Annotated in this window: 19 protein-coding genes and 1 tRNA gene; 10 read left to right on the top strand and 10 right to left on the bottom strand. The window is 70.3% G+C overall.

Annotation, left to right across the window (positions count from 1 at the left end):
* Window positions 1-251: 251 nt before the first annotated feature.
* Entirely contained in the window at window positions 252-953 is a 702-nt protein-coding gene (locus ACFWHT_RS13705) for a metal-dependent transcriptional regulator (protein ID WP_378829438.1), read from the bottom strand.
* A 119-nt stretch (window positions 954-1072) separates the two neighbouring features.
* Between ACFWHT_RS13705 and serC the strand changes: the two genes are divergently transcribed.
* A complete protein-coding gene (gene serC, locus ACFWHT_RS13700; RefSeq protein ID WP_378829435.1) occupies window positions 1073-2182 on the top strand; it encodes a phosphoserine transaminase in 1110 nt (369 codons plus the stop codon).
* A gap of 31 nt (window positions 2183-2213) precedes the next feature.
* On the opposite strand, the gene ACFWHT_RS13695 is transcribed toward serC, so the two are convergent.
* Window positions 2214-2729 (bottom strand): DUF3027 domain-containing protein, encoded by a 516-nt coding sequence (locus ACFWHT_RS13695; protein WP_378829433.1) that lies wholly within the window; start codon window positions 2727-2729, stop codon window positions 2214-2216.
* Window positions 2713-3093, bottom strand: a complete 381-nt coding sequence (locus ACFWHT_RS13690; RefSeq protein WP_378829430.1) for a cold-shock protein — start codon at window positions 3091-3093, stop codon at window positions 2713-2715. Before ACFWHT_RS13690 ends, ACFWHT_RS13695 begins: the two co-directional genes overlap by 17 nt.
* Window positions 3094-3193: 100 nt before the next feature.
* Between ACFWHT_RS13690 and ACFWHT_RS13685 the strand changes: the two genes are divergently transcribed.
* The 6 genes from ACFWHT_RS13685 to ACFWHT_RS13660 all read left to right on the top strand — a co-directional run bounded on the left by ACFWHT_RS13685 (window position 3194) and on the right by ACFWHT_RS13660 (window position 9944).
* Entirely contained in the window at window positions 3194-3469 is a 276-nt protein-coding gene (locus ACFWHT_RS13685) for a multidrug ABC transporter ATPase (protein ID WP_378829428.1), read from the top strand.
* 3 nt (window positions 3470-3472) lie between these two features.
* Entirely contained in the window at window positions 3473-5158 is a 1686-nt protein-coding gene (locus ACFWHT_RS13680; protein WP_378829425.1) for a helicase-associated domain-containing protein, read from the top strand.
* Between the two features lie 30 nt (window positions 5159-5188).
* Window positions 5189-6829 carry a DNA repair helicase XPB gene (locus tag ACFWHT_RS13675; protein WP_378829423.1) on the top strand — a complete coding sequence of 547 codons (1641 nt, stop codon included), beginning with the start codon at window positions 5189-5191 and terminating at the stop codon, window positions 6827-6829.
* A 275-nt stretch (window positions 6830-7104) separates the two neighbouring features.
* Window positions 7105-7797, top strand: coding sequence for a response regulator transcription factor (locus ACFWHT_RS13670; protein WP_378829421.1), 693 nt, complete (start codon window positions 7105-7107; stop codon window positions 7795-7797).
* Between the two features lie 14 nt (window positions 7798-7811).
* The gene (locus tag ACFWHT_RS13665) at window positions 7812-9542 is read left to right on the top strand and encodes a sensor histidine kinase (RefSeq protein ID WP_378829418.1); all 1731 of its coding nucleotides are present in this window, start codon (window positions 7812-7814) and stop codon (window positions 9540-9542) included.
* Between the two features lie 114 nt (window positions 9543-9656).
* Window positions 9657-9944 (top strand): WXG100 family type VII secretion target, encoded by a 288-nt coding sequence (locus ACFWHT_RS13660; protein WP_378829416.1) that lies wholly within the window; start codon window positions 9657-9659, stop codon window positions 9942-9944.
* Between the two features lie 62 nt (window positions 9945-10006).
* On the opposite strand, the gene groL is transcribed toward ACFWHT_RS13660, so the two are convergent.
* From groL to ACFWHT_RS13640, 4 genes are all read right to left on the bottom strand, one after another.
* Window positions 10007-11623 carry a chaperonin GroEL gene (groL, locus tag ACFWHT_RS13655; protein WP_378829414.1) on the bottom strand — a complete coding sequence of 539 codons (1617 nt, stop codon included), beginning with the start codon at window positions 11621-11623 and terminating at the stop codon, window positions 10007-10009.
* A gap of 129 nt (window positions 11624-11752) precedes the next feature.
* On the bottom strand, window positions 11753-12337 hold the full coding sequence (locus ACFWHT_RS13650; RefSeq protein WP_378829412.1) for a LytR C-terminal domain-containing protein: 585 nt from the start codon (window positions 12335-12337) through the stop codon (window positions 11753-11755).
* Window positions 12338-12399: 62 nt separating this feature from the next.
* Window positions 12400-12657 carry a DUF3263 domain-containing protein gene (locus ACFWHT_RS13645; protein ID WP_378829410.1) on the bottom strand — a complete coding sequence of 86 codons (258 nt, stop codon included), beginning with the start codon at window positions 12655-12657 and terminating at the stop codon, window positions 12400-12402.
* 9 nt (window positions 12658-12666) lie between these two features.
* Window positions 12667-13647 carry a DUF2332 family protein gene (locus ACFWHT_RS13640; RefSeq protein ID WP_378829408.1) on the bottom strand — a complete coding sequence of 327 codons (981 nt, stop codon included), beginning with the start codon at window positions 13645-13647 and terminating at the stop codon, window positions 12667-12669.
* 50 nt (window positions 13648-13697) lie between these two features.
* Between ACFWHT_RS13640 and msrB the strand changes: the two genes are divergently transcribed.
* Window positions 13698-14102: a peptide-methionine (R)-S-oxide reductase MsrB gene (msrB, locus tag ACFWHT_RS13635; protein ID WP_378829405.1), complete on the top strand. Its 405-nt coding sequence runs from the start codon at window positions 13698-13700 to the stop codon at window positions 14100-14102.
* Window positions 14099-14659 carry a nitroreductase family protein gene (locus tag ACFWHT_RS13630; protein WP_378829403.1) on the top strand — a complete coding sequence of 187 codons (561 nt, stop codon included), beginning with the start codon at window positions 14099-14101 and terminating at the stop codon, window positions 14657-14659. Before msrB ends, ACFWHT_RS13630 begins: the two co-directional genes overlap by 4 nt.
* Here the strand turns inward: ACFWHT_RS13630 and ACFWHT_RS13625 are convergent, their stop codons facing one another.
* Complete coding sequence (locus ACFWHT_RS13625; RefSeq protein WP_378829401.1) at window positions 14660-15601, bottom strand: DMT family transporter; 942 nt, start codon at window positions 15599-15601, stop codon at window positions 14660-14662.
* Between the two features lie 61 nt (window positions 15602-15662).
* On the opposite strand from ACFWHT_RS13625, the gene ACFWHT_RS13620 reads away from it, so the two are divergent.
* Window positions 15663-16316, top strand: a complete 654-nt coding sequence (locus ACFWHT_RS13620; protein WP_378829399.1) for an SOS response-associated peptidase family protein — start codon at window positions 15663-15665, stop codon at window positions 16314-16316.
* Between the two features lie 20 nt (window positions 16317-16336).
* Here the strand turns inward: ACFWHT_RS13620 and ACFWHT_RS13615 are convergent.
* Together ACFWHT_RS13615 and ACFWHT_RS13610 are read right to left on the bottom strand one after the other, a co-directional pair.
* Window positions 16337-16409 (bottom strand) — tRNA-Thr (locus tag ACFWHT_RS13615).
* 57 nt (window positions 16410-16466) lie between these two features.
* Window positions 16467-17384: a DsbA family protein gene (locus ACFWHT_RS13610; protein ID WP_378829396.1), complete on the bottom strand. Its 918-nt coding sequence runs from the start codon at window positions 17382-17384 to the stop codon at window positions 16467-16469.
* Window positions 17385-17507: the final 123 nt, after the last annotated feature.

The following is a 17507-nucleotide window of genomic DNA, read 5'->3' as shown; positions in this document are numbered from 1 at the left end:
GGATTCCTCCTGCGCCTCCACGCTCATTCGGGCAAGCGCAGGCTCGTCAGCAATAGTCGATTCTCGGGCACGTATGTCACACGGCACGTTGTGCGAACTTCTCACGGAGGCGACGAGCCAGGGAGGCGATCTCCGTGATCGTCGCCGACGGGCTTCTTCGTCGGCGACCCCCACGACGTTACCGGAAGATAACGATTCTGTCACCCTCCGAACCTGGCAATCGTCCACACGGGTTCGGAATACCGCCAGGATCAGGCGTTTTCACCGACGAGGAAGATGTGCGAGGCGAGCTCGACGGGCAGCTCGAGGCCTTCCTCGCTGCCCTCCATGCGGATCAGCACGTAACCCTCGTTGTAGCGGTAGTCGCCCCGCGCGCCCGGCACGACGCCGGCGTCGCGCAGCTGCTCGAGCAGTTCGGGATCGACCTGCGCCGGCTCGGCGAGGCGTCGGACCGTGCCCTGGATCGGCGCTCCCGCCGCATCCAGCTTCTGCACCAGACCGATGACCCCTTCGTCGAAGGAGCGCGACGCGACGTCGCCCAGCTGGTCCAGTCCGGGGATCGGGTTGCCGTACGGCGACTCGGTCGGATGCCCCAGCAGCTCCACCAGGCGGCGCTCGACCTGTTCGCTCATGACGTGCTCCCAGCGGCAGGCCTCTTCGTGGACGTAGGCCCAGTCCAGCCCGATCACGTCGGAGAGAAGGCGCTCGGCGAGGCGGTGCTTGCGCATGACGTCCACGGCCTTGCGGCGCCCGGCGTCGGTCAGCTCCAGCCTGCGGTCCTCGGAAACCACGACGAGGCCGTCGCGCTCCATGCGCCCGATCGTCTGCGACACGGTGGGCCCGGAGTGCCCAAGGCGCTCGGAGATGCGCGCGCGCAGCGGGATGATGTTCTCCTCCTCGAGTTCGAGGATGGTGCGCAGATACATCTCGGTGGTGTCGATCAGGTCGGTCATGCGTGCCCTCCGAAGGTTCTTAGGCAAGCCTACCTTCCCGGGACTCGACGGGCCTCCGCGCCCTCCCCGCACGCCGTCACACGTCTTCGGGCACTGTGGCCGCCACCTACAATCGAGCCATGGCGATCGAGATCCCCCGAGAACTCCTGCCCGTCGACGGACGCTTCGGCTGCGGTCCGTCCAAAGTGCGCCCGGCGCAGGTCGAGGCCCTCGCCTCGGTCGGATCGAGCCTGCTCGGCACCTCGCACCGTCAGGCGCCGGTCAAGAATCTCGTGGCCAGCGTGCGTGCGCGTATCTCGGACCTGTTCCGCCTTCCGGACGGCTACGAGATCATCCTGGGCAACGGCGGATCGACCGCGTTCTGGGATGCCGCCGCGTTCGGGCTGATCGAACGGCGCAGCCAGCATCTGACCTTCGGCGAGTTCGGCGGCAAGTTCGCCAAGGCGGCCGCAGCGCCGTGGCTGACCGCGCCAGACGTGCGCGAGGCGCCGGCCGGCTCGCTGAGCGCGCCCGAGGTCGTCGAGGGCGTGGACGTCTACGCCTGGCCGCACAACGAGACCTCCACGGGCGTCGCCGCTCCCGTGCGCCGTGTCGCGGCGGACGGCGCGTTGACGGTGATCGATGCGACGAGCGCCGCCGGCGGCATCGACTTCGACGTGAACGAAGCCGACGTCTACTACTTCGCGCCGCAGAAGAACCTCGGCTCGGACGGCGGCCTCTGGTTCGCGGCCGTCTCCCCCGCGGCCGTCGAGCGCATCGAGCGCATCGCCGCCTCCGGCAGGTACATCCCCGAGTTCCTGAGCCTGAAGAACGCGCTCGACAACTCGCGTCTCGAGCAGACGCTGAACACCCCCGCGCTGACGACCCTGCACCTGCTGGACAGCCAGCTGGAGTGGATGCTCGCATCCGGCGGCCTGAGCTGGGCGGCGGCGCGCACCGCCGAATCCTCCGGCCTGCTGTACGACTGGGCTGCGGCATCCGAGGTCGCGACGCCGTTCGTCGCGGATGCGGCTCACCGCTCGCCCGTCGTCGCCACGATCGACTTCGACGACAGCGTGGACGCCGCTGCCCTCGCCAAGACGCTGCGAGCCAACGGCGTGGTCGACACGGAGCCGTATCGCAAGCTCGGCCGCAACCAGCTGCGCGTGGCGACCTTCGTCTCCATCGAGCCCGACGACGTGCGACGGCTCATCGCCTCGATCGACTACGTCCTCGAGCGCCAGGGCTGAGAGCCGCGCCCTTCCGAGCCCGCGGGCCGGATCACTCCTCGTCGGAGTCGTCCTCGGAATCGTCGTCGGAGTCCTCGTCATCGGAATCCTCGTCGAGCTCGTCGATGTCCACCCCGTCGAGGTCGCCCGCGTGCAGCAGGTCGGACTCGTCATGATCGGGATCGTCGTCCGGATCGTCGGAGTCGGCATCGGCATCCGAGTCACCGGCCGCCTCCGCCTGCTCGGCGAGCTCGGCCTGGTGCGCGCGGTACTCGGCCAGACGCTCGGCCCACGGAACCCAGTCGGGGGCGAGCAGTGCGCCGTCGCCGGGCATCAGCTCGACCTCGAGCACGGTCGGCTCGGCGTCGTCGACCTGCGCGACGCTGACGGTCCAGTACCACCCCGGGTAGCCGGAGAGTCGATTCTCGAAGCGCAGCGACACGGCGCCGCTGTCCTCGACGGTGTGGCCGGCAGCAGGACCGACGGTGGATGGCGCGGTGACCTCGTGCAGCGCCGCGAGCGCCAGCTCGCGGGTGGCCGAGGCGAGTTCGTCAGGCGTCGAGGTCATCGGCGACCTTGCGCAGCACGGCGGCGATCTTGCGGCTCTGCCCCGCCGAGGGATAACGGCCACGGCGCAGGTCGCCGCCCATCTCGTCGAGGAGACGCACGAGGTCCTCGACGATGATCGCCATGTCGTCGGCCGGCTTGCGGCTGGCCTTCGCCAGGCTCGGCGGCGCATCGAGCACCCGCACCGAGAGCGCCTGCGGGCCGCGGCGGCCGTCGGCCAGCCCGAACTCCACTCGTGCGTTCTTCTTCACGGTGACGCCTGCAGGAAGGGCAGAGGCGTGCAGGAAGACGTCCTGGCCGTCATCGGATGCGATGAAGCCGAACCCCTTCTCGTCGTCGTAGAACCTGACCTTGCCGGTGGGCATGGGAGAAACCTCGCTGTGTGGGATGTGAAGTCGTCGCGCGGCGGCGCGACACCTCCAGCCTACCCGTCCCGCCGCTCGGCCAGGAGATACGCTGGGACCGATGAGCAAGCATGACGAGAGCCCCCAGCCGTCCGCGGGTCGGCTCGATCGATACCTGGCGTACGCGGCGCTGATCCTCGCAGCCGCCTCCATCATCAGCTTCTTCGCGATCATCATCGGCACGGCCAGTGGCATGGACCAGGCCTCGTTCGGCACCGGCATCTGGCCGTTCGTCGCCGCACTGCCGCTGTTCGGCCTGCCCCTCGCCTTCGTGCTGATCATGGCGCTGCTCATCATCACCTTCGTGCGCAAGGGACGCGCGGGCAGGCGCTCCTAGCCCATGAGCACCCACGCGCGCCCGCTGGCCGACAGACTCGCCGCGGCGAGCGACGCGCAGCTGGAGAGGCTGCTGCGCGTGCGCGGGGTGCGAGCCGATGCGGGCTGGGGGGACTTCTTCGACGCCGCCGAGGCGCTGCTGGAGCCGGGCTCCATCGAGCGCGGGCTCGCAGACCTCACCCGGGACGAGGCCAGGATGCTGCACGACGCGGCGCAGGGCCATCCCGCGCCGGGGGCCCTCCCCGCCCTCGCCGCGCTCGGCTTCGTCGACGGCGACGACCACCTGTCCCCGCCCGTCGCAGCCGCCGCCCTCGCGCATCCGCCCGTCGGCGACGATGCGCAGCGCGCCGATCCCCCCGCGACGACCAGCGAGAGCGCGCGGGCCGCGGAACGCGCTTTCGCCACCGTGGCAGCGCTGGCGGATCTGCTGCTCGCCGCGCGGTCCACGCCGCTGGCGCTGGTCGCCACCGGCACCCTGAGCGCCACCGAGAAGCGCCGCCTGCCCTCCGTCGGCGACCTCGACGATCTTCGCGAGCTGGCCGAGATGACCGGTCTGGTCCGCGCCGTCGACCGCGAACTGCGGGTGACGGCCCGAGCGGAGGATTGGCTGGACGCATCGTTCGGCGCGCGCTGGACGCAGCTGGCCGCAGCCTTCCGCGCGGCGCTGCCCCGCGGCATCCGCTCGGGAGACGGATGGACGCCTCCGGCCGCCTGGGATGACGCCTACCCGTGGAGTCCGCAGTGGCCTGCGCGCGCGGCGCGGCTGCGGGTCCTCGCCGGGCTCCTGGGCCTGCGTACGTCCGAGGACACGGAGCCGGAATGGGCCGCGGACCTGCGGCGCGGCACGCAACCGGATGCCTCCTCACTCACCGTCCTGCTGCCGACGGAGGTCGACCGGCTGTTCCTGCAGAACGATCTCACCGCGATCGCGCCCGGCCCGCTGCAGCCGGCGCTGGACAACAGGCTGCGCGCGATGACCGAGCACGAGTCGGCCGCGCAGGCGTCGTCCTACCGGTTCACGGCCGACTCCCTCTCCCGCGCGATGATCGACGGCGAGAGCGAGCAGAGCATCCTGGAGTTCCTCCGCGCGGTATCGCTGACCCCTCTGCCGCAGCCGCTCGAGTACCTGGTCGCGCAGACCGCGGCCCGGCACGGGCTGGTGCGCGTGGGCCCGGACGCCACCGGCGGCACGACGGTGTCGAGCACCGACGAGCATCTGCTGCAGGCCATCGAGGTCGACCGCAACCTGCGTCCGCTGGGGCTGATCCGCGACGGCGACCGCCTCGAGTCCCGTGTGAGCGCCGAGACGGTCGCCTGGGCGCTGTCGGATGCCCGCTATCCGGCGACCCTCGTCGATCGCGACGGCGCCGCGATCGCCACGCAGCGTCGCCGGCTCGCACCGGCGCCCGAACCCGGCGGAGCGCCCTACGCCGCGCTGATCGCCCGGCTGCGCTCGCACCGCGGCCCGGACGCCGACGCGGCCTGGCTGGATCGCGAGCTGGAGGCCGCGGTGCGCTCTCGCGCGCTGGTGCTCGTCGAGGTCGCGATGCCCGACGGATCGAGCCGCGAGCTGACGCTCGAGGCGTCCGGTCTGGGCGGAGGGCGCCTGCGCGGGCGCGATCGCACCGCAGACGTGGAGCGCACCCTCCCCGTGCGCAGCATCCGCTCGGTGCGCGTGCTGCAGAGCTGACCCGGGGCGCGGCCGGTAGACTGGTCTGCTATGTCCGATGGCCCCCTGATCGTCCAGAGCGACCGCACCGTGCTGCTCGAGGTCGCGCACCCCGACGCCGAATCGGCCCGCCACGAGCTGGCGATCTTCGCCGAGCTGGAGCGGGCTCCCGAGCACATCCACACCTACCGGATCACCCGTCTGGGACTGTGGAACGCCCGGGCGGCGGGGCACACGGCCGACGACATGCTCGCCACTCTCGACCGGTGGTCCCGCTTTCCCGTGCCCCCGTCCGTGGCCGTCGATCTGCGCGAGACGGTCCATCGATACGGCCGGCTGGTGATCGAGCGCGATGACGAGGGCACGCTGATCCTGCGATCCGGCGACCCCGCGGTGCTCACGCAGGTCGCCGGGAACAAGCGCATCCAGCCGCTGCTCATCGGGCACCCCACCCCGCAGACGCACGTCATCGACGCCTGGGCGAGAGGTCAGATCAAGCAGGAGCTGCTCAAGATCGGCTGGCCCGCCGAGGATCTCGCCGGCTACACCCCCGGAACCCCGCACGAGATCGAACTCGACGAGGACGGCTGGGGCATGCGTCCCTACCAGCGCGACGCGGTGGATGCCTTCTCGAAGGACGGATCCGGAGTCGTCGTGCTGCCCTGCGGCGCAGGCAAGACGATCGTGGGCGCCGGGGCGATGGCCGCGACCGGCACCACCACGCTGATCCTGGTGACGAACACGGTCTCGGCCAGGCAGTGGCGCGACGAGCTGCTCAAGCGCACCTCGCTGACACCCGAGGAGATCGGCGAGTACTCCGGTCAGGCCAAGGAGGTCAGGCCGGTCACGATCGCGACCTATCAGATCCTCACCGCGAAGCGGAAGGGCGAGTACGCCCACCTCGCGCTGCTGGACGCCCTCGACTGGGGCCTCATCGTCTACGACGAGGTGCACCTGCTGCCGGCCCCGGTGTTCAAGCTCACCGCCGACCTGCAGGCGCGCCGGCGAATCGGACTGACCGCGACGCTCGTGCGCGAGGACGGGCGGGAGGGCGACGTGTTCAGCCTGATCGGCCCCAAGCGCTTCGATGCGCCGTGGAAGCAGATCGAGGCGCAGGGGTTCATCTCCCCCGCCGCCTGCTACGAGGTTCGCGTGGACCTGCCGCCCGGCGACCGGCTGGAGTACGCCGCGGCCACGGACGACGAGAGGTACCGGATCGCGGCCTCGGCTCCCGCGAAGATCACCGCGGTCAAGGAGTTGATCGCCAAGCATCCCGACGAGCGGATCCTCGTGATCGGGCAGTATCTCGACCAGCTCGAGGAGCTCTCCGATGCCCTGGGTGCGCCGCAGATCACCGGTGCCACTCCGGTCGACGAGCGGGAGGAGCTGTACCGTCAGTTCCGCGAGGGTGAGATCTCGCTGCTCGTCGTGTCGAAGGTGGCGAACTTCTCCGTCGACCTGCCCGAGGCGTCCGTCGCGATCCAGGTGTCGGGCTCGTTCGGATCGCGACAGGAAGAGGCGCAGCGGCTGGGACGTCTGCTGCGCCCCAAGCAGTCGAACCACACCGCGAGCTTCTACACCCTCATCGCCCGCGACACGGTCGACCAGGACTATGCGCAGAACCGCCAGCGCTTCCTCGCCGAGCAGGGCTACAGCTACACGATCATGGACGCGGTGGATCTGGCCGCATAGCCGTATCGCGGCCGGCCTGCCGATCGACCGCGGGCGCCGCGGCGCCCGGCTCGTCGCCGGGCCGCAATCCGCAACGCCAGCACGGTGCTTCGAGGTCGTCGAGCAGGGCGCCGCAGTCCGGACACACCCGCGAGAGCCAGCAGGCGCTGTCTCCGCCGTGATCCTCGTCGTCCATACCCGGATGCTACGCCCCGTCCACCACATCACGGGGGCTTCAGGGACGCATCTCCGACGGCAATCAGCCCGCGCAGGGGTGAAGTCACCATAATGGGGTCATGACTGATGCGCGCATCCTGGTCGTCGACGACGAGCCGAACATCCGCGACCTGCTCTCCCGGGGTCTCAGCTTCGCCGGGTTCAAGGTGAAGACCGTCGCCAACGGGGCGGCGACCATCTCGGCCGTCCTCGAGGAGGAGCCGGACCTCATCATCCTCGACGTCATGCTGCCCGACATGAACGGGTTCAGCGTCACCAAGCGGCTGCGCGGGGCCGGCTTCACCGCGCCCATCCTGTTCCTCACCGCGAAGGACGACACGCAGGACAAGATCGAGGGTCTGAACGCCGGGGGCGACGACTACGTCACCAAGCCCTTCGCGCTCGACGAGATCGTCGCGCGCGCGCAGGCCATCCTGCGCCGCACCATGCAGACCGACGAGGAGTCGCTGATCCGCGCCGGTGAGCTCTCGATGGACCAGGACACCCACGACGTCTTCGTCGGCAAGGTGCCGATCGAGCTGAGCCCGACCGAGTTCAAGCTGCTGAAGTACCTCATGCTCAACCCGAACCGGGTGCTCTCGAAGGCGCAGATCCTCGATCACGTCTGGGAATACGACTTCAACGGCGACGCGGGCATCGTGGAGAGCTACATCTCCTATCTGCGCCGCAAGATCGATCCGCACACCGAGGAGTCGGTCATCCAGACCAAGCGCGGCTTCGGCTACATGCTCAAGGTCGGCAAGTCCGGCTGATCGCGGGAACGGGCATGTCGAGCGGATCCGACTCCGTCACCCGGTGGTGGCGGCGGATCAGCCTGCGTGCCAAGGTCACCGGCGTGACCGTCGCCGTGCTCGCCCTGGGCCTGGTGATCGCCGGGATCGGAACGGTCCCGATCCTGCGCGGCGCCATGATCAACAACATCAACACCCAGCTGCCGGCGCTCACCACCACCGGTCAGGCCGAGCGGTTCTTCGACGTCTCCGTCGTCGACGGCGAACTCGTGTTCCAGCAGAAGGAGGACAGGCCGCGCTCGAGCGACTTCGTCGTGGCGTTCTACACCACGACCGGCAAGCCGCTGGCGCAGGCCGGCGGGCCGGATGCCGATCGTCGACCGGAGTTCCCCGCGACCCTGAGCCTGCAGTCTGCGATCTCGATGGAGGGCCAGGTCATCGCGCTGGGCGCGCCCGGGGGGCAGGAGTACAGCGCGATGGCGTCGCCGCAGCCGCTGCAGAGCGTGACGGGCGTCACCTACGTGCAGGTGGTGGCGTTGCCGCTCGACGAGGCGGATCGGATCGTCGGCACGTATTTCGCGGTCTACACGACCGTTGCGCTGGTCACGATCCTGCTGGCGGCGCTGCTCACGCGCGGGCTGGTCACGCTGACGTTCCGCAGGCTCGGCCACGTGGAGTCCACCGCCATGGCGATCGCCGCCGGCGACTTCAGCCAGCGTCTGACGGACCTGGAGCCGACCACGGAGGTCGGCCGCCTCAACTCCGCGATCAACACCATGCTCGATCGGGTCGACCGGTCCATCGCGCAGAGGGACCGCACCGTGCAGAACATGCGCCGCTTCATCGGCGACGCCAGCCATGAGCTGCGCACACCGCTGGTCAGCGTGCGCGGCTACGCGGAGCTGTACCGGATGGGCGCCATCAGCGGCGACGAGGACACCGCCCGGGCCATGGAGCGCATCGAGAAGGAGGCGATCCGCATGGGCGTGCTCGTCGAGGATCTCCTCGCGCTCGCCCGCCTCGACGAGGAGCGTGAGAGGGAACTCGAGATCGCCCCGATCGATCTGCGCCCGGTGGCCCGCGACGCGGCGCTGGATCTGCGCGTCGCCTCACCCGGTCGCACGATCACGGTCATCGACACCACGGCCACGGAGATCGAGTCGGCGCGCACCCGCCCGGCCGCGCCGGCTGCTCCTCCCGTGACGTCTCCGACGCCGACGGGGCGCGCCACCGGTCCTCTCGGACGACTGCGCCGGCGGGCCCGATCGGTGCCCGTCGCGCCTGCCGCTCCGCTCGTGCCCGCGATCGACTTCACCGAGGCCACGGATGCCCCGGTGCGCACTCCTCCCCTCGTGCTGGGTGAGGAGAACAAGGTGCGCCAGGTCGTGACGAACCTGCTCGGCAACGCCCGCCGCTTCTCCCCCGACGACGGCCCGATCGAGATCGTCGTGGGTGCCGATCGCCGCCGCGGAGTGGGAACCATCGCCATCGTCGACCACGGCGAGGGCATCCCGCCGCAGATCCGCGAGCACATCTTCGAGCGCTTCTGGCGCGCGGACACCTCTCGCGCCCGCGAGACCGGCGGAGCGGGTCTGGGCCTGGCGATCGTGGCGTCCATCCTCGAGTCGCTGAACGGAGCGGTGCGCGTGGAGGAGACTCCGGGCGGCGGCGCGACCTTCATCGTGTCGCTGCCGCTGGCTCCGGCGCGGTCGACGCCGGAGCACCTGCTCGAGGAGACGCAGCCCTTGGACCGGCTCGATCTCTGATCGACTCATCCTGCACATTCGCAGCGCAGGACGAGTTGTGCACAGGCGCCGCGAACCGGAGCATCCGCTCGCCTTGGGGCTTCTAGTGTCGGAAGCCCGTTGAGAGGAGATCCCATGTCCGTCTTCACCGTCGACACCGATGCGGTGCACGCCGCCCACGGCGCCGCGCGCAGCACCATGGAGCGACTGCAGGCCGATTCCACCGCCCTGATGGCGCAGCTGACCCAGCTGCAGTCCTCCTGGACCGGCTCGGCGTCCGCCGCTTTCCAGCAGTGCAGCGAGCAGTGGCGCAGCGCACAGGTGCATGTCGAGCAGGCGCTCGCATCCATCGGCACCGCGCTCGGCTCCGCCGCCAGCCAGTACGCGGACGCCGACCAGTACTCCGCGAGCCTGTTCCGCTGAGCGGGTACGCAGAACGCCCCCTGCCGGAGCAGGGGGCGTTCTGTCTGCCGATCGAGCTGGACTCAGAAGTCCATGCCGCCCGACGGGTCGGCCGGCATGGCCGGAGCCTTCTCGGGCTTGTCGGCCACGACCGCCTCGGTGGTGAGGAACAGGCCCGCGATCGACGCGGCGTTCTGCAGCGCCGAGCGGGTGACCTTGGCCGGGTCGATGATGCCCTGTGCGAACATGTCGCCGTACTCGCCAGTCGCGGCGTTCAGGCCCTGGCCCGCGGGGAGCTCGGCGACCTTGTGCGACACGACACCGGGCTCGAGGCCGGCGTTGATGGCGATCTGCTTCAGCGGAGCCTCGATGGCGACCTTGACGATGTTCGCACCGGTGGCCTCGTCGCCCTCGAGCGAGAGGGTGTCGAGAGCCTTCGCCGACTGGATCAGCGCGACGCCACCACCGGGGACGATGCCCTCCTCGACCGCAGCCTTGGCGTTGCGGACGGCGTCCTCGATGCGGTGCTTGCGCTCCTTGAGCTCGACCTCGGTGGCCGCACCCGCCTTGATGACGGCGACGCCGCCGGCGAGCTTGGCGAGGCGCTCCTGCAGCTTCTCGCGGTCGTAGTCGCTGTCGGTGTTCTCGATCTCGCGACGGATCTGGGTCACGCGGCCCTCGATCGCGGACTGCTCACCGGCACCCTCGACGATCGTGGTCTCGTCCTTGGTGACGATGACCTTGCGGGCGCGGCCGAGCAGGTCGAGGGTCGTGTTCTCGAGCTTGAGGCCGACCTCCTCGGTGATGACCTGGCCGCCGGTGAGGATCGCGATGTCCTGCAGCTGCGCCTTGCGACGGTCGCCGAAGCCGGGAGCCTTGACGGCGACCGACTTGAAGATGCCGCGGATCTTGTTCAGCACGAGCGTCGCGAGAGCCTCGCCCTCGACGTCCTCGGCGATGATGACGAGCTCCTTGCCGTCCTGGATCACCTTGTCGACGACCGGCAGCAGGTCCTTGATGTTGCCGATCTTCTGGTTGGCGATGAGGATGTACGGGTCCTCGAAGACGGCCTCCTGGCGCTCCGGGTCCGTGACGAAGTACGGGTTCAGGTAGCCCTTGTCGAAGCGCATGCCCTCGGTGAGCTCGAGCTCGGTGCCGAAGGTCTGCGACTCCTCGACGGTGACGACGCCCTCCTTGCCGACCTTGTCGATCGCCTCGGCGATCAGCGCGCCGATCTCGGGGTCCGCGGCGGAGATGGATGCGGTGGCCGCGATCTGCTCCTTGGACTCGATCTCCTTGGCGTTCTCGAGCAGGTCGGCCGTGATGGCGGCGACGGCCTTCTCGATGCCCTTCTTGAGGCTGATGGGGTCGGCGCCGGCTGCGACGTTGCGCAGGCCCTCGCGGACCAGTGCCTGGGCGAGAACGGTCGCGGTGGTGGTTCCGTCACCGGCGACGTCGTCGGTCTTCTTGGCGACCTCCTTGACGAGCTCCGCACCGATCTTCTCGTACGGGTCGTCGAGCTCGATCTCCTTGGCGATCGACACACCGTCGTTCGTGATCGTGGGAGCGCCCCACTTCTTCTCGAGCACGACGTTGCGGCCACGCGGGCCGAGGGTCACCTTGACCGCGTCGGCCAGGATGTTCAGGCCGCGCTCGAGGCCGCGACGGGCCTCCTCATCGAAAGCGATGATCTTTGCCATGAGTCTTTCGTCCCTCCCGGACGTAGGCGATGGGATTTAGCACTCAGGGTGATCGAGTGCTAAATCACAGTCTGGCACTCGACCCATGAGAGTGCAAGCTGCGCGAGCCGGCTGTTCGCCCGGCGCGGATCAGCCCGCCGGCGTCTCGGCCCCGTCCGGAGTGGCTGTGCTCGCGCCCGGGTAGTCCAGGCCGATGACGACGGTCATCTGCGGCAGGGTGCTGTCGTTCAGGCTTGCGTAGTGGTCGCTCTGCTCGACCTGCGCACCGCCGAGCACCTCGGCGAGCCCGAGCGCCGCCGCCTCATCGCCCTTCTCGACGTAGAACACCGTGGTCTCGTCGAACTCCGACGTCGATCCGTCGCTGCCGAACACCGCATCTCCGGCCCACCCTTCGGCGAGCAGCTTCTGCCGCGCCGAGTCGACCAGTCCCTCGGTCGAGGTGGCGTTGAGGATGAGCACGCGGTACGAGGTGTCGATCTCGGCAAGCACGCTCGGCGACTGCTGGGGCTCGGGTCCGGCCGCGGGGAAGAGCTCGATGCGCCCCATCAGCACCAGGGCCACGAAGATGCCCACGGCGATGAGCACGACCGCGACCGCGGCCGACCACAGCAGCGCAATGGGTCCGTTGATGCCGGGCTGCTCGGCGCGGTGCGCGCCGACGCGTCCGGAATCGCGGGGAACGTCGTCGAATCGGTCATGTGGGGGCTTTGACACCCCTCGATGCTATCGGCCGCACTCCGGGAATCCACTCGGAGGGCGGCAGCCAGCCGCGCTCGTCAGCCGACGAAGCCCCGCATCCGCGCAGCGCGCCGGTGCGTGCGCTCGTCACGCAGCCGACGCAGCCGACGCACCAGAAGAGGATCGAACTCCAGCGCCTCCTCGGTGTCGATCAGCCGGCCGAGCAACTGGTAGTAGCGAGCCGGACTCATCCCGAGCCGCGCCCGGATCGTCTCCTCCTTCATGCCGCCGTGCCGCGGCCACGCCGCCTCCAGCGTCAGGATCGCGCGGTCACGATCGGAGAGTTCACCGAGCATGCTCTCAGGCTACGCGGCATCCTCCCGGTCTCCGCCGCGCCACTCCCACCAACGCCCGAGTGGATCCGCGGCGCCCCGCATCCGGCCGTCGAGACCGACGGCGAATCCCCGCGCGTCGCCCCCGCCCCAGCCGGCGTGGAGGCCGATCGGGTCGATCGTCACCCAGCGCGCACCGGAGGCCCGGATGCGTGCGATGAGCGACTCGCGCGCCGCGCGCGGCAGGTAGACGAGCATCCCGGGCGTCATGACGACGGGCACGGCCCCCGGCGGCACGAGGCCGAGGAGGTCCTCCAGGCGCTCCTCGGCGTCGCCCGCGAGAAGCAGTGCGGGCTCGTCCGATGCGATCGCCACGGCCCCGGCGATCCGCGCCGCGCGATCGTGCTCGCCGGGCCAGGTGAGCGCCTCCAGCCACGCCCGGCCGTCGCGATCGCGCACGTCGACGGGCGCCAGATCGACGCCGGCCCGCAGCACGACCTCGGGCATCCGCAGGGCCGGCAGCCCGCCGCGTACGACGCTCGTCAGCTCGACGCGGGAGGGCCCGGCGGCCGGATCGAGACGAGAGCGCTCGGCTCCGCGCTCGTCGACGAACCGATACGAGTACCGGTCGGGGTACAGGCACAGGCCCGCAGCGGCGCCGAGCTCCAGCAGTGCCAGCGGCCCGTCGATGAGGCTGAGCGCGGGCAGCAGCGCCGCAAGTCGCAACGGCTCGTTCGTCTGCACAGTGCGGCGCTCGCATTCCGCGATCACGCGCTCGGCCCGATCGAGCACCCATCGGCGCCAGCCCGCGTAGCCGCCGGATCGAGCACCGAGCAGGCGCGTGACGGCGAACACCAGTGGTGGCTGACGGTGCGGAGCGGAGATGCGGCCCAGCAGCTCCTGCATCGCCGGGTCCGCCGCGACGCCGGCGGCCCAGGCCGCGTAGACCGCACTGCGACCAGGCGCCTCGTCACGGGCGAAGCGCGCATAGCGCTCGCGCACGGCATCCGTCATGTGTCCATTCTGACGGCCCCGGATGCCTCGGGACGGTGGAGAATGGAGACATGTCGTACAGCGTGAACAAGACGGATGCCGAGTGGCGCGAAGAACTCGGCGAGGACCAGTACGCAGTGCTGCGCACGGCGGCGACGGAGCGCGCCTGGACCGGCGAGCTGCTCGACGAGAAGCGCGACGGCCTCTATCGCTGCGGCGCGTGCGGCGCCGAGCTCTTCCGCAGCGGCACGAAGTTCGATTCGGGCTGCGGATGGCCGAGCTTCTACGAGTCGGTGCGCCCCGAGGCCGTGGAGCTCATCGAGGACCGCACACTGGGGATGGTGCGCACCGAGGTGCGCTGCGCCGCGTGCGGCTCCCACCTGGGACACGTCTTCCCGGACGGGTTCGGGACTCCCACGGGTGACCGCTACTGCATGAACTCGCTGGCGCTCACCTTCAACCCCGAGGAGTCGTGAGCGCGCTCGAGGCCGTTCTGCGACGCACCTCCTGGTCGAAGGTCACCGAGGACGCTCCGACCCGCGAGCAGCTGCTGCCGCTGGTGGAGGCCGCCGGACGCGTGGCCGACCATTCCTCGCTGCGTCCGTGGCGGCTGATCGAGCTGCGCGACGACGACCGCGTGCGACTCGGCGCGGCGATGGCGAAGGCGGCGGGCGAGCGCAAGCCTTCGAGCAAGCCGCTGCGCGCGTCGCTGCTCATCGCGGTCGTCGCGTCGTATCGCAAGAGCGACAAGGTTCCGCGGTGGGAGCAGCAGGCCGTCGCGTCCGGCGTCGCGCACATGCTCAGTCTGCTGCTGGACGAGGCGGGGTGGGGCGTGATCTGGCGCACCGGCGCGCACACCCGAGCGAAGGCCGTCGCGAAGGCGCACGGGCTGGAGAAGAACGAGGAGCTGCTCGGCTGGCTGTACGTCGGCGGCAGGCCGGCCGGCAAGAGTGCAGGCCGGCGCCAGCAGGTGGATGCCGAGCGGCTCATCACGCGCCTTCCCGAGCGCCGGGGAAAGCGTCACAAGGGCTGATCAGCGACGCCGTCGACGCGGCAGAGCCACCACGACGGATGCGACGGCGACGAGCATCATCGCGATCAGCTGCCAGGGGGCCGGCCCGGACGCCGTGGGCCACATCAGATCGATCACGACCGAGGCGCTGAGCTGACCGAGCACGCTGCCGAGCCCCAGCAGAAGCACGCCGGTGTGCGCGACCAGGGACGCGCCGAGCAGAATGTACGCGAACCCGATGAACCCGCCCGTGTAGAGCCAGGGTTCCGTCGGAAGCGCCTCGGGGACGCCCCTCGCGAGCATGCTGATCGCCCCGGCCACCAGCAGCACCACCGTTCCCGCGATGAAGCTCATCAGCGTGGCGGTGAGGGGCGAGGCGACCTTCCTCGCCAGCCGGCCGTTGGCACCGGACTGCCAGGCGATGCCGGCCCCGGCGAGGAACGGCAGAAGGAGCAGCCACACCGGTGCGTCCGAGAGCACATCGCCGGCCAGGGAGATCCCGACCGCGACCAGCGCGAGCGCCCCGCCGAGCACCCGCCCGGGGGTGACGGCGACGACGCCGGCCGGACCGAACCCGATCCTGTCCAGGAGCAGCCCGTGCAGGGTCTGGCCCGCCACGACGCCGACGGTGAACAGTGACACGCCGAGCACGCCCGCCACGAGCCCCTGCGTGGAGACGGTGAGCGCCCCGCAGGTGCCGCCCAGCAGCATCCACACCGGGATGTCGCGACGGCGGATGCCGGCGATGAGCCGTCCCGCGGCGGCGCGTGTCGCCGGAACCGCGGGGATGACGACGGCGAGGACGGCGAGGCCGACCGCGAAGGAGATCAGCCCCGCGACGATGCCGTCGTCGATGCGCACGCCGAGCACGCCGTTGATGCGCGCCTGCACAGCGGTCATCGCTCCGATCGACACGGCCCCGCCGAGGGCGAGCCAGCTCGGCAGCGATCGGGTTGCGCTCACCCGGGAAACGCTACCGGAGATCGTCTTTCGGGATGTCGGCGGCGCTGGTTAGCCTGTGACCATGTGCGCGAGCTACGGACTCGACCCCCGGTTCACCGATGCAGAGCTGCTGGCCGAGGCGGATGAGGAGATCCTCGAGGGCCTGCGCTCGTGGGCGCAGGACAATGCCGGCGAGACGCTTCGCCCGACCGGCCGCAATCTGCGCAACCTGAACCCGCTGATCACCTCGCCCGCCGGGGCGCCGGCGCTGGAGACCGCGTGGTGGGGCTTCCTCGTCGACGGTGCACCGGCACGCTTCCCCTCGATCAACACCCGTTCGGAACGTCTGCAGCAGCGGCCGGGAGGAGCGCGCTCGCGCGCGATCGTCCCGACCACCGGCTGGTTCGAGATGCAGAAGCCCGAGCGCGTCTGGCACGAGTTCGGCATGGGCCCCGGGGTGCTGTTCGGCATGGCGGCGGTGACCCAGCGCGGACGCACTCCCGACGGGGAGTGGACCACGTGCTACTCGATCGTGATGCGTCCCGCTCCCCCGCAGCTGGCTCATCTGCACGACCGCGTGCCGGCTCTCGTCCCGCCATCGTTCTCGCAGGAGTGGCTGACGGCCGATCCGACGCGGGAGCTGGTCGACGAGGCGCTGCTCGCGGCCGCCTCACTCGATGAGCGGCTGAGTGCGCGGGCGCGGCCCGACGACAAGGGCGACGGCATGCTGTTCTGACCGCCGAGGGCGGAACACGGAGCCTCCTGCCGGACTCGAACCGGCCACCTGCGGTTTACAAGGCCGCTGCTCTACCAGATGAGCTAAGGAGGCGAAACGGCCGAAGCCGTTCACCAGCATAGCGACGCGCGCCGTGCCTGGTGGACCGGGTCAGGAGGCCGGGGTCTTCGTCGCGTCCGGCGCCGGCGGTGCGGGCGTGGGGGTGGGCTCGGTCGAACCGTAGTACTCATCGCTGGCCGTGGTCAGCACGAACTGCGAGAACTCGGCGGGATCGTTCAGCGCACCCACGTACGCCTGGCCGCCGACCACGATCAGCGCCTCGTTGCTGAGCTTGAGGTCCTTCGAGCCGGGCAGCGGACCCTCGAGAGCGCGGGCCGTGGCATCCTTCGCCCAGCCGACGAAGTCCTGGTCCTCGATGCACGACCGCACGCGCTTGGCGTCCTGCACGCCGACGGCCACGGCCAGGTCGGCCAGTTGCACGTCCGACCGGCCGTCGCTGTCGATCTCGGGCTGATCCGTGAGCAGTTCGTGGTTGAAGTCGAAGAACTGGTCGGGCGAGTACGTGACCACGCACGCCGCGGCCGAGGCCGCGCGCAGCGAGTACTTGGTGCCGTTGGAGCTGGCGGTGAGCAGCGCGACCGGGTGGTAGGTGACCGTGACCGCGCCCTCCTTGATCCAACCGGCGAGCTGACGTGCGTTCGCCTTCTCGAACTCCGAGGCACCCGCGGAGAGGTAGTCGACGTAGATGTGGATCTCGGTCGGCGCCGCCATGCCCTCCGTGGCCTCCGGGTCGGGTGTGGCGGAGGAGCCGGCCTCGGTCGGCGTCGGGGTCGGTGTCGCGGCTGCCCCCGCATCCGCGGAGGAGGGCGCGACGACGTCGACCGTGACGCCGTCGTCGACCATGCCGCTCGGGCTCAGCACGGGCTTGGAGAGGGAGGATCCGACCGCATACGCGACCGCCGCACCGATGGAGCCGACCGCGACCGCGGCCACGAGCCCGATGATGATGCGTCGGACGAGGCGGGCGCGCGACTGCTGCGCGTGGAGGCGCTGTGCTTTCTCCCGCACCGCTTCACGCGAATGGCGAGCGGCGGGGACGTTCGGCGTTTCGTCGCTCGACATCGTTCCTCTTGAAGATCGGGTGGGACGGGTGATCCCGCGCCGCGACGGGTGCGGCGCCGGATTCGATGT

This window comes from Microbacterium sp. NPDC058342, from assembly GCF_042723935.1.
Taxonomy (GTDB): Bacteria; Actinomycetota; Actinomycetes; order Actinomycetales; family Microbacteriaceae; genus Microbacterium.
Note: the sequence above shows the minus strand (reverse complement) of the source record. Positions and strands in the feature narration are given on the sequence as shown.

Excerpts from the sequence above, each read along its gene's own strand:
- ACFWHT_RS13705 (WP_378829438.1), bottom strand. The coding sequence starts at position 953 with ATGACCGACCTGATCGACACCACCGAGATGTATCTGCGCACCATCCTC.
- serC (WP_378829435.1), top strand. The coding sequence starts at position 1,073 with ATGGCGATCGAGATCCCCCGAGAACTCCTGCCCGTCGACGGACGCTTC.
- ACFWHT_RS13695 (WP_378829433.1), bottom strand. The coding sequence starts at position 2,729 with ATGACCTCGACGCCTGACGAACTCGCCTCGGCCACCCGCGAGCTGGCG.
- ACFWHT_RS13690 (WP_378829430.1), bottom strand. The coding sequence starts at position 3,093 with ATGCCCACCGGCAAGGTCAGGTTCTACGACGACGAGAAGGGGTTCGGC.
- ACFWHT_RS13685 (WP_378829428.1), top strand. The coding sequence starts at position 3,194 with ATGAGCAAGCATGACGAGAGCCCCCAGCCGTCCGCGGGTCGGCTCGAT.
- ACFWHT_RS13680 (WP_378829425.1), top strand. The coding sequence starts at position 3,473 with ATGAGCACCCACGCGCGCCCGCTGGCCGACAGACTCGCCGCGGCGAGC.
- ACFWHT_RS13675 (WP_378829423.1), top strand. The coding sequence starts at position 5,189 with ATGTCCGATGGCCCCCTGATCGTCCAGAGCGACCGCACCGTGCTGCTC.
- ACFWHT_RS13670 (WP_378829421.1), top strand. The coding sequence starts at position 7,105 with ATGACTGATGCGCGCATCCTGGTCGTCGACGACGAGCCGAACATCCGC.
- ACFWHT_RS13665 (WP_378829418.1), top strand. The coding sequence starts at position 7,812 with ATGTCGAGCGGATCCGACTCCGTCACCCGGTGGTGGCGGCGGATCAGC.
- ACFWHT_RS13660 (WP_378829416.1), top strand. The coding sequence starts at position 9,657 with ATGTCCGTCTTCACCGTCGACACCGATGCGGTGCACGCCGCCCACGGC.
- groL (WP_378829414.1), bottom strand. The coding sequence starts at position 11,623 with ATGGCAAAGATCATCGCTTTCGATGAGGAGGCCCGTCGCGGCCTCGAG.
- ACFWHT_RS13645 (WP_378829410.1), bottom strand. The coding sequence starts at position 12,657 with ATGCTCGGTGAACTCTCCGATCGTGACCGCGCGATCCTGACGCTGGAG.
- ACFWHT_RS13640 (WP_378829408.1), bottom strand. The coding sequence starts at position 13,647 with ATGACGGATGCCGTGCGCGAGCGCTATGCGCGCTTCGCCCGTGACGAG.
- msrB (WP_378829405.1), top strand. The coding sequence starts at position 13,698 with ATGTCGTACAGCGTGAACAAGACGGATGCCGAGTGGCGCGAAGAACTC.
- ACFWHT_RS13620 (WP_378829399.1), top strand. The coding sequence starts at position 15,663 with ATGTGCGCGAGCTACGGACTCGACCCCCGGTTCACCGATGCAGAGCTG.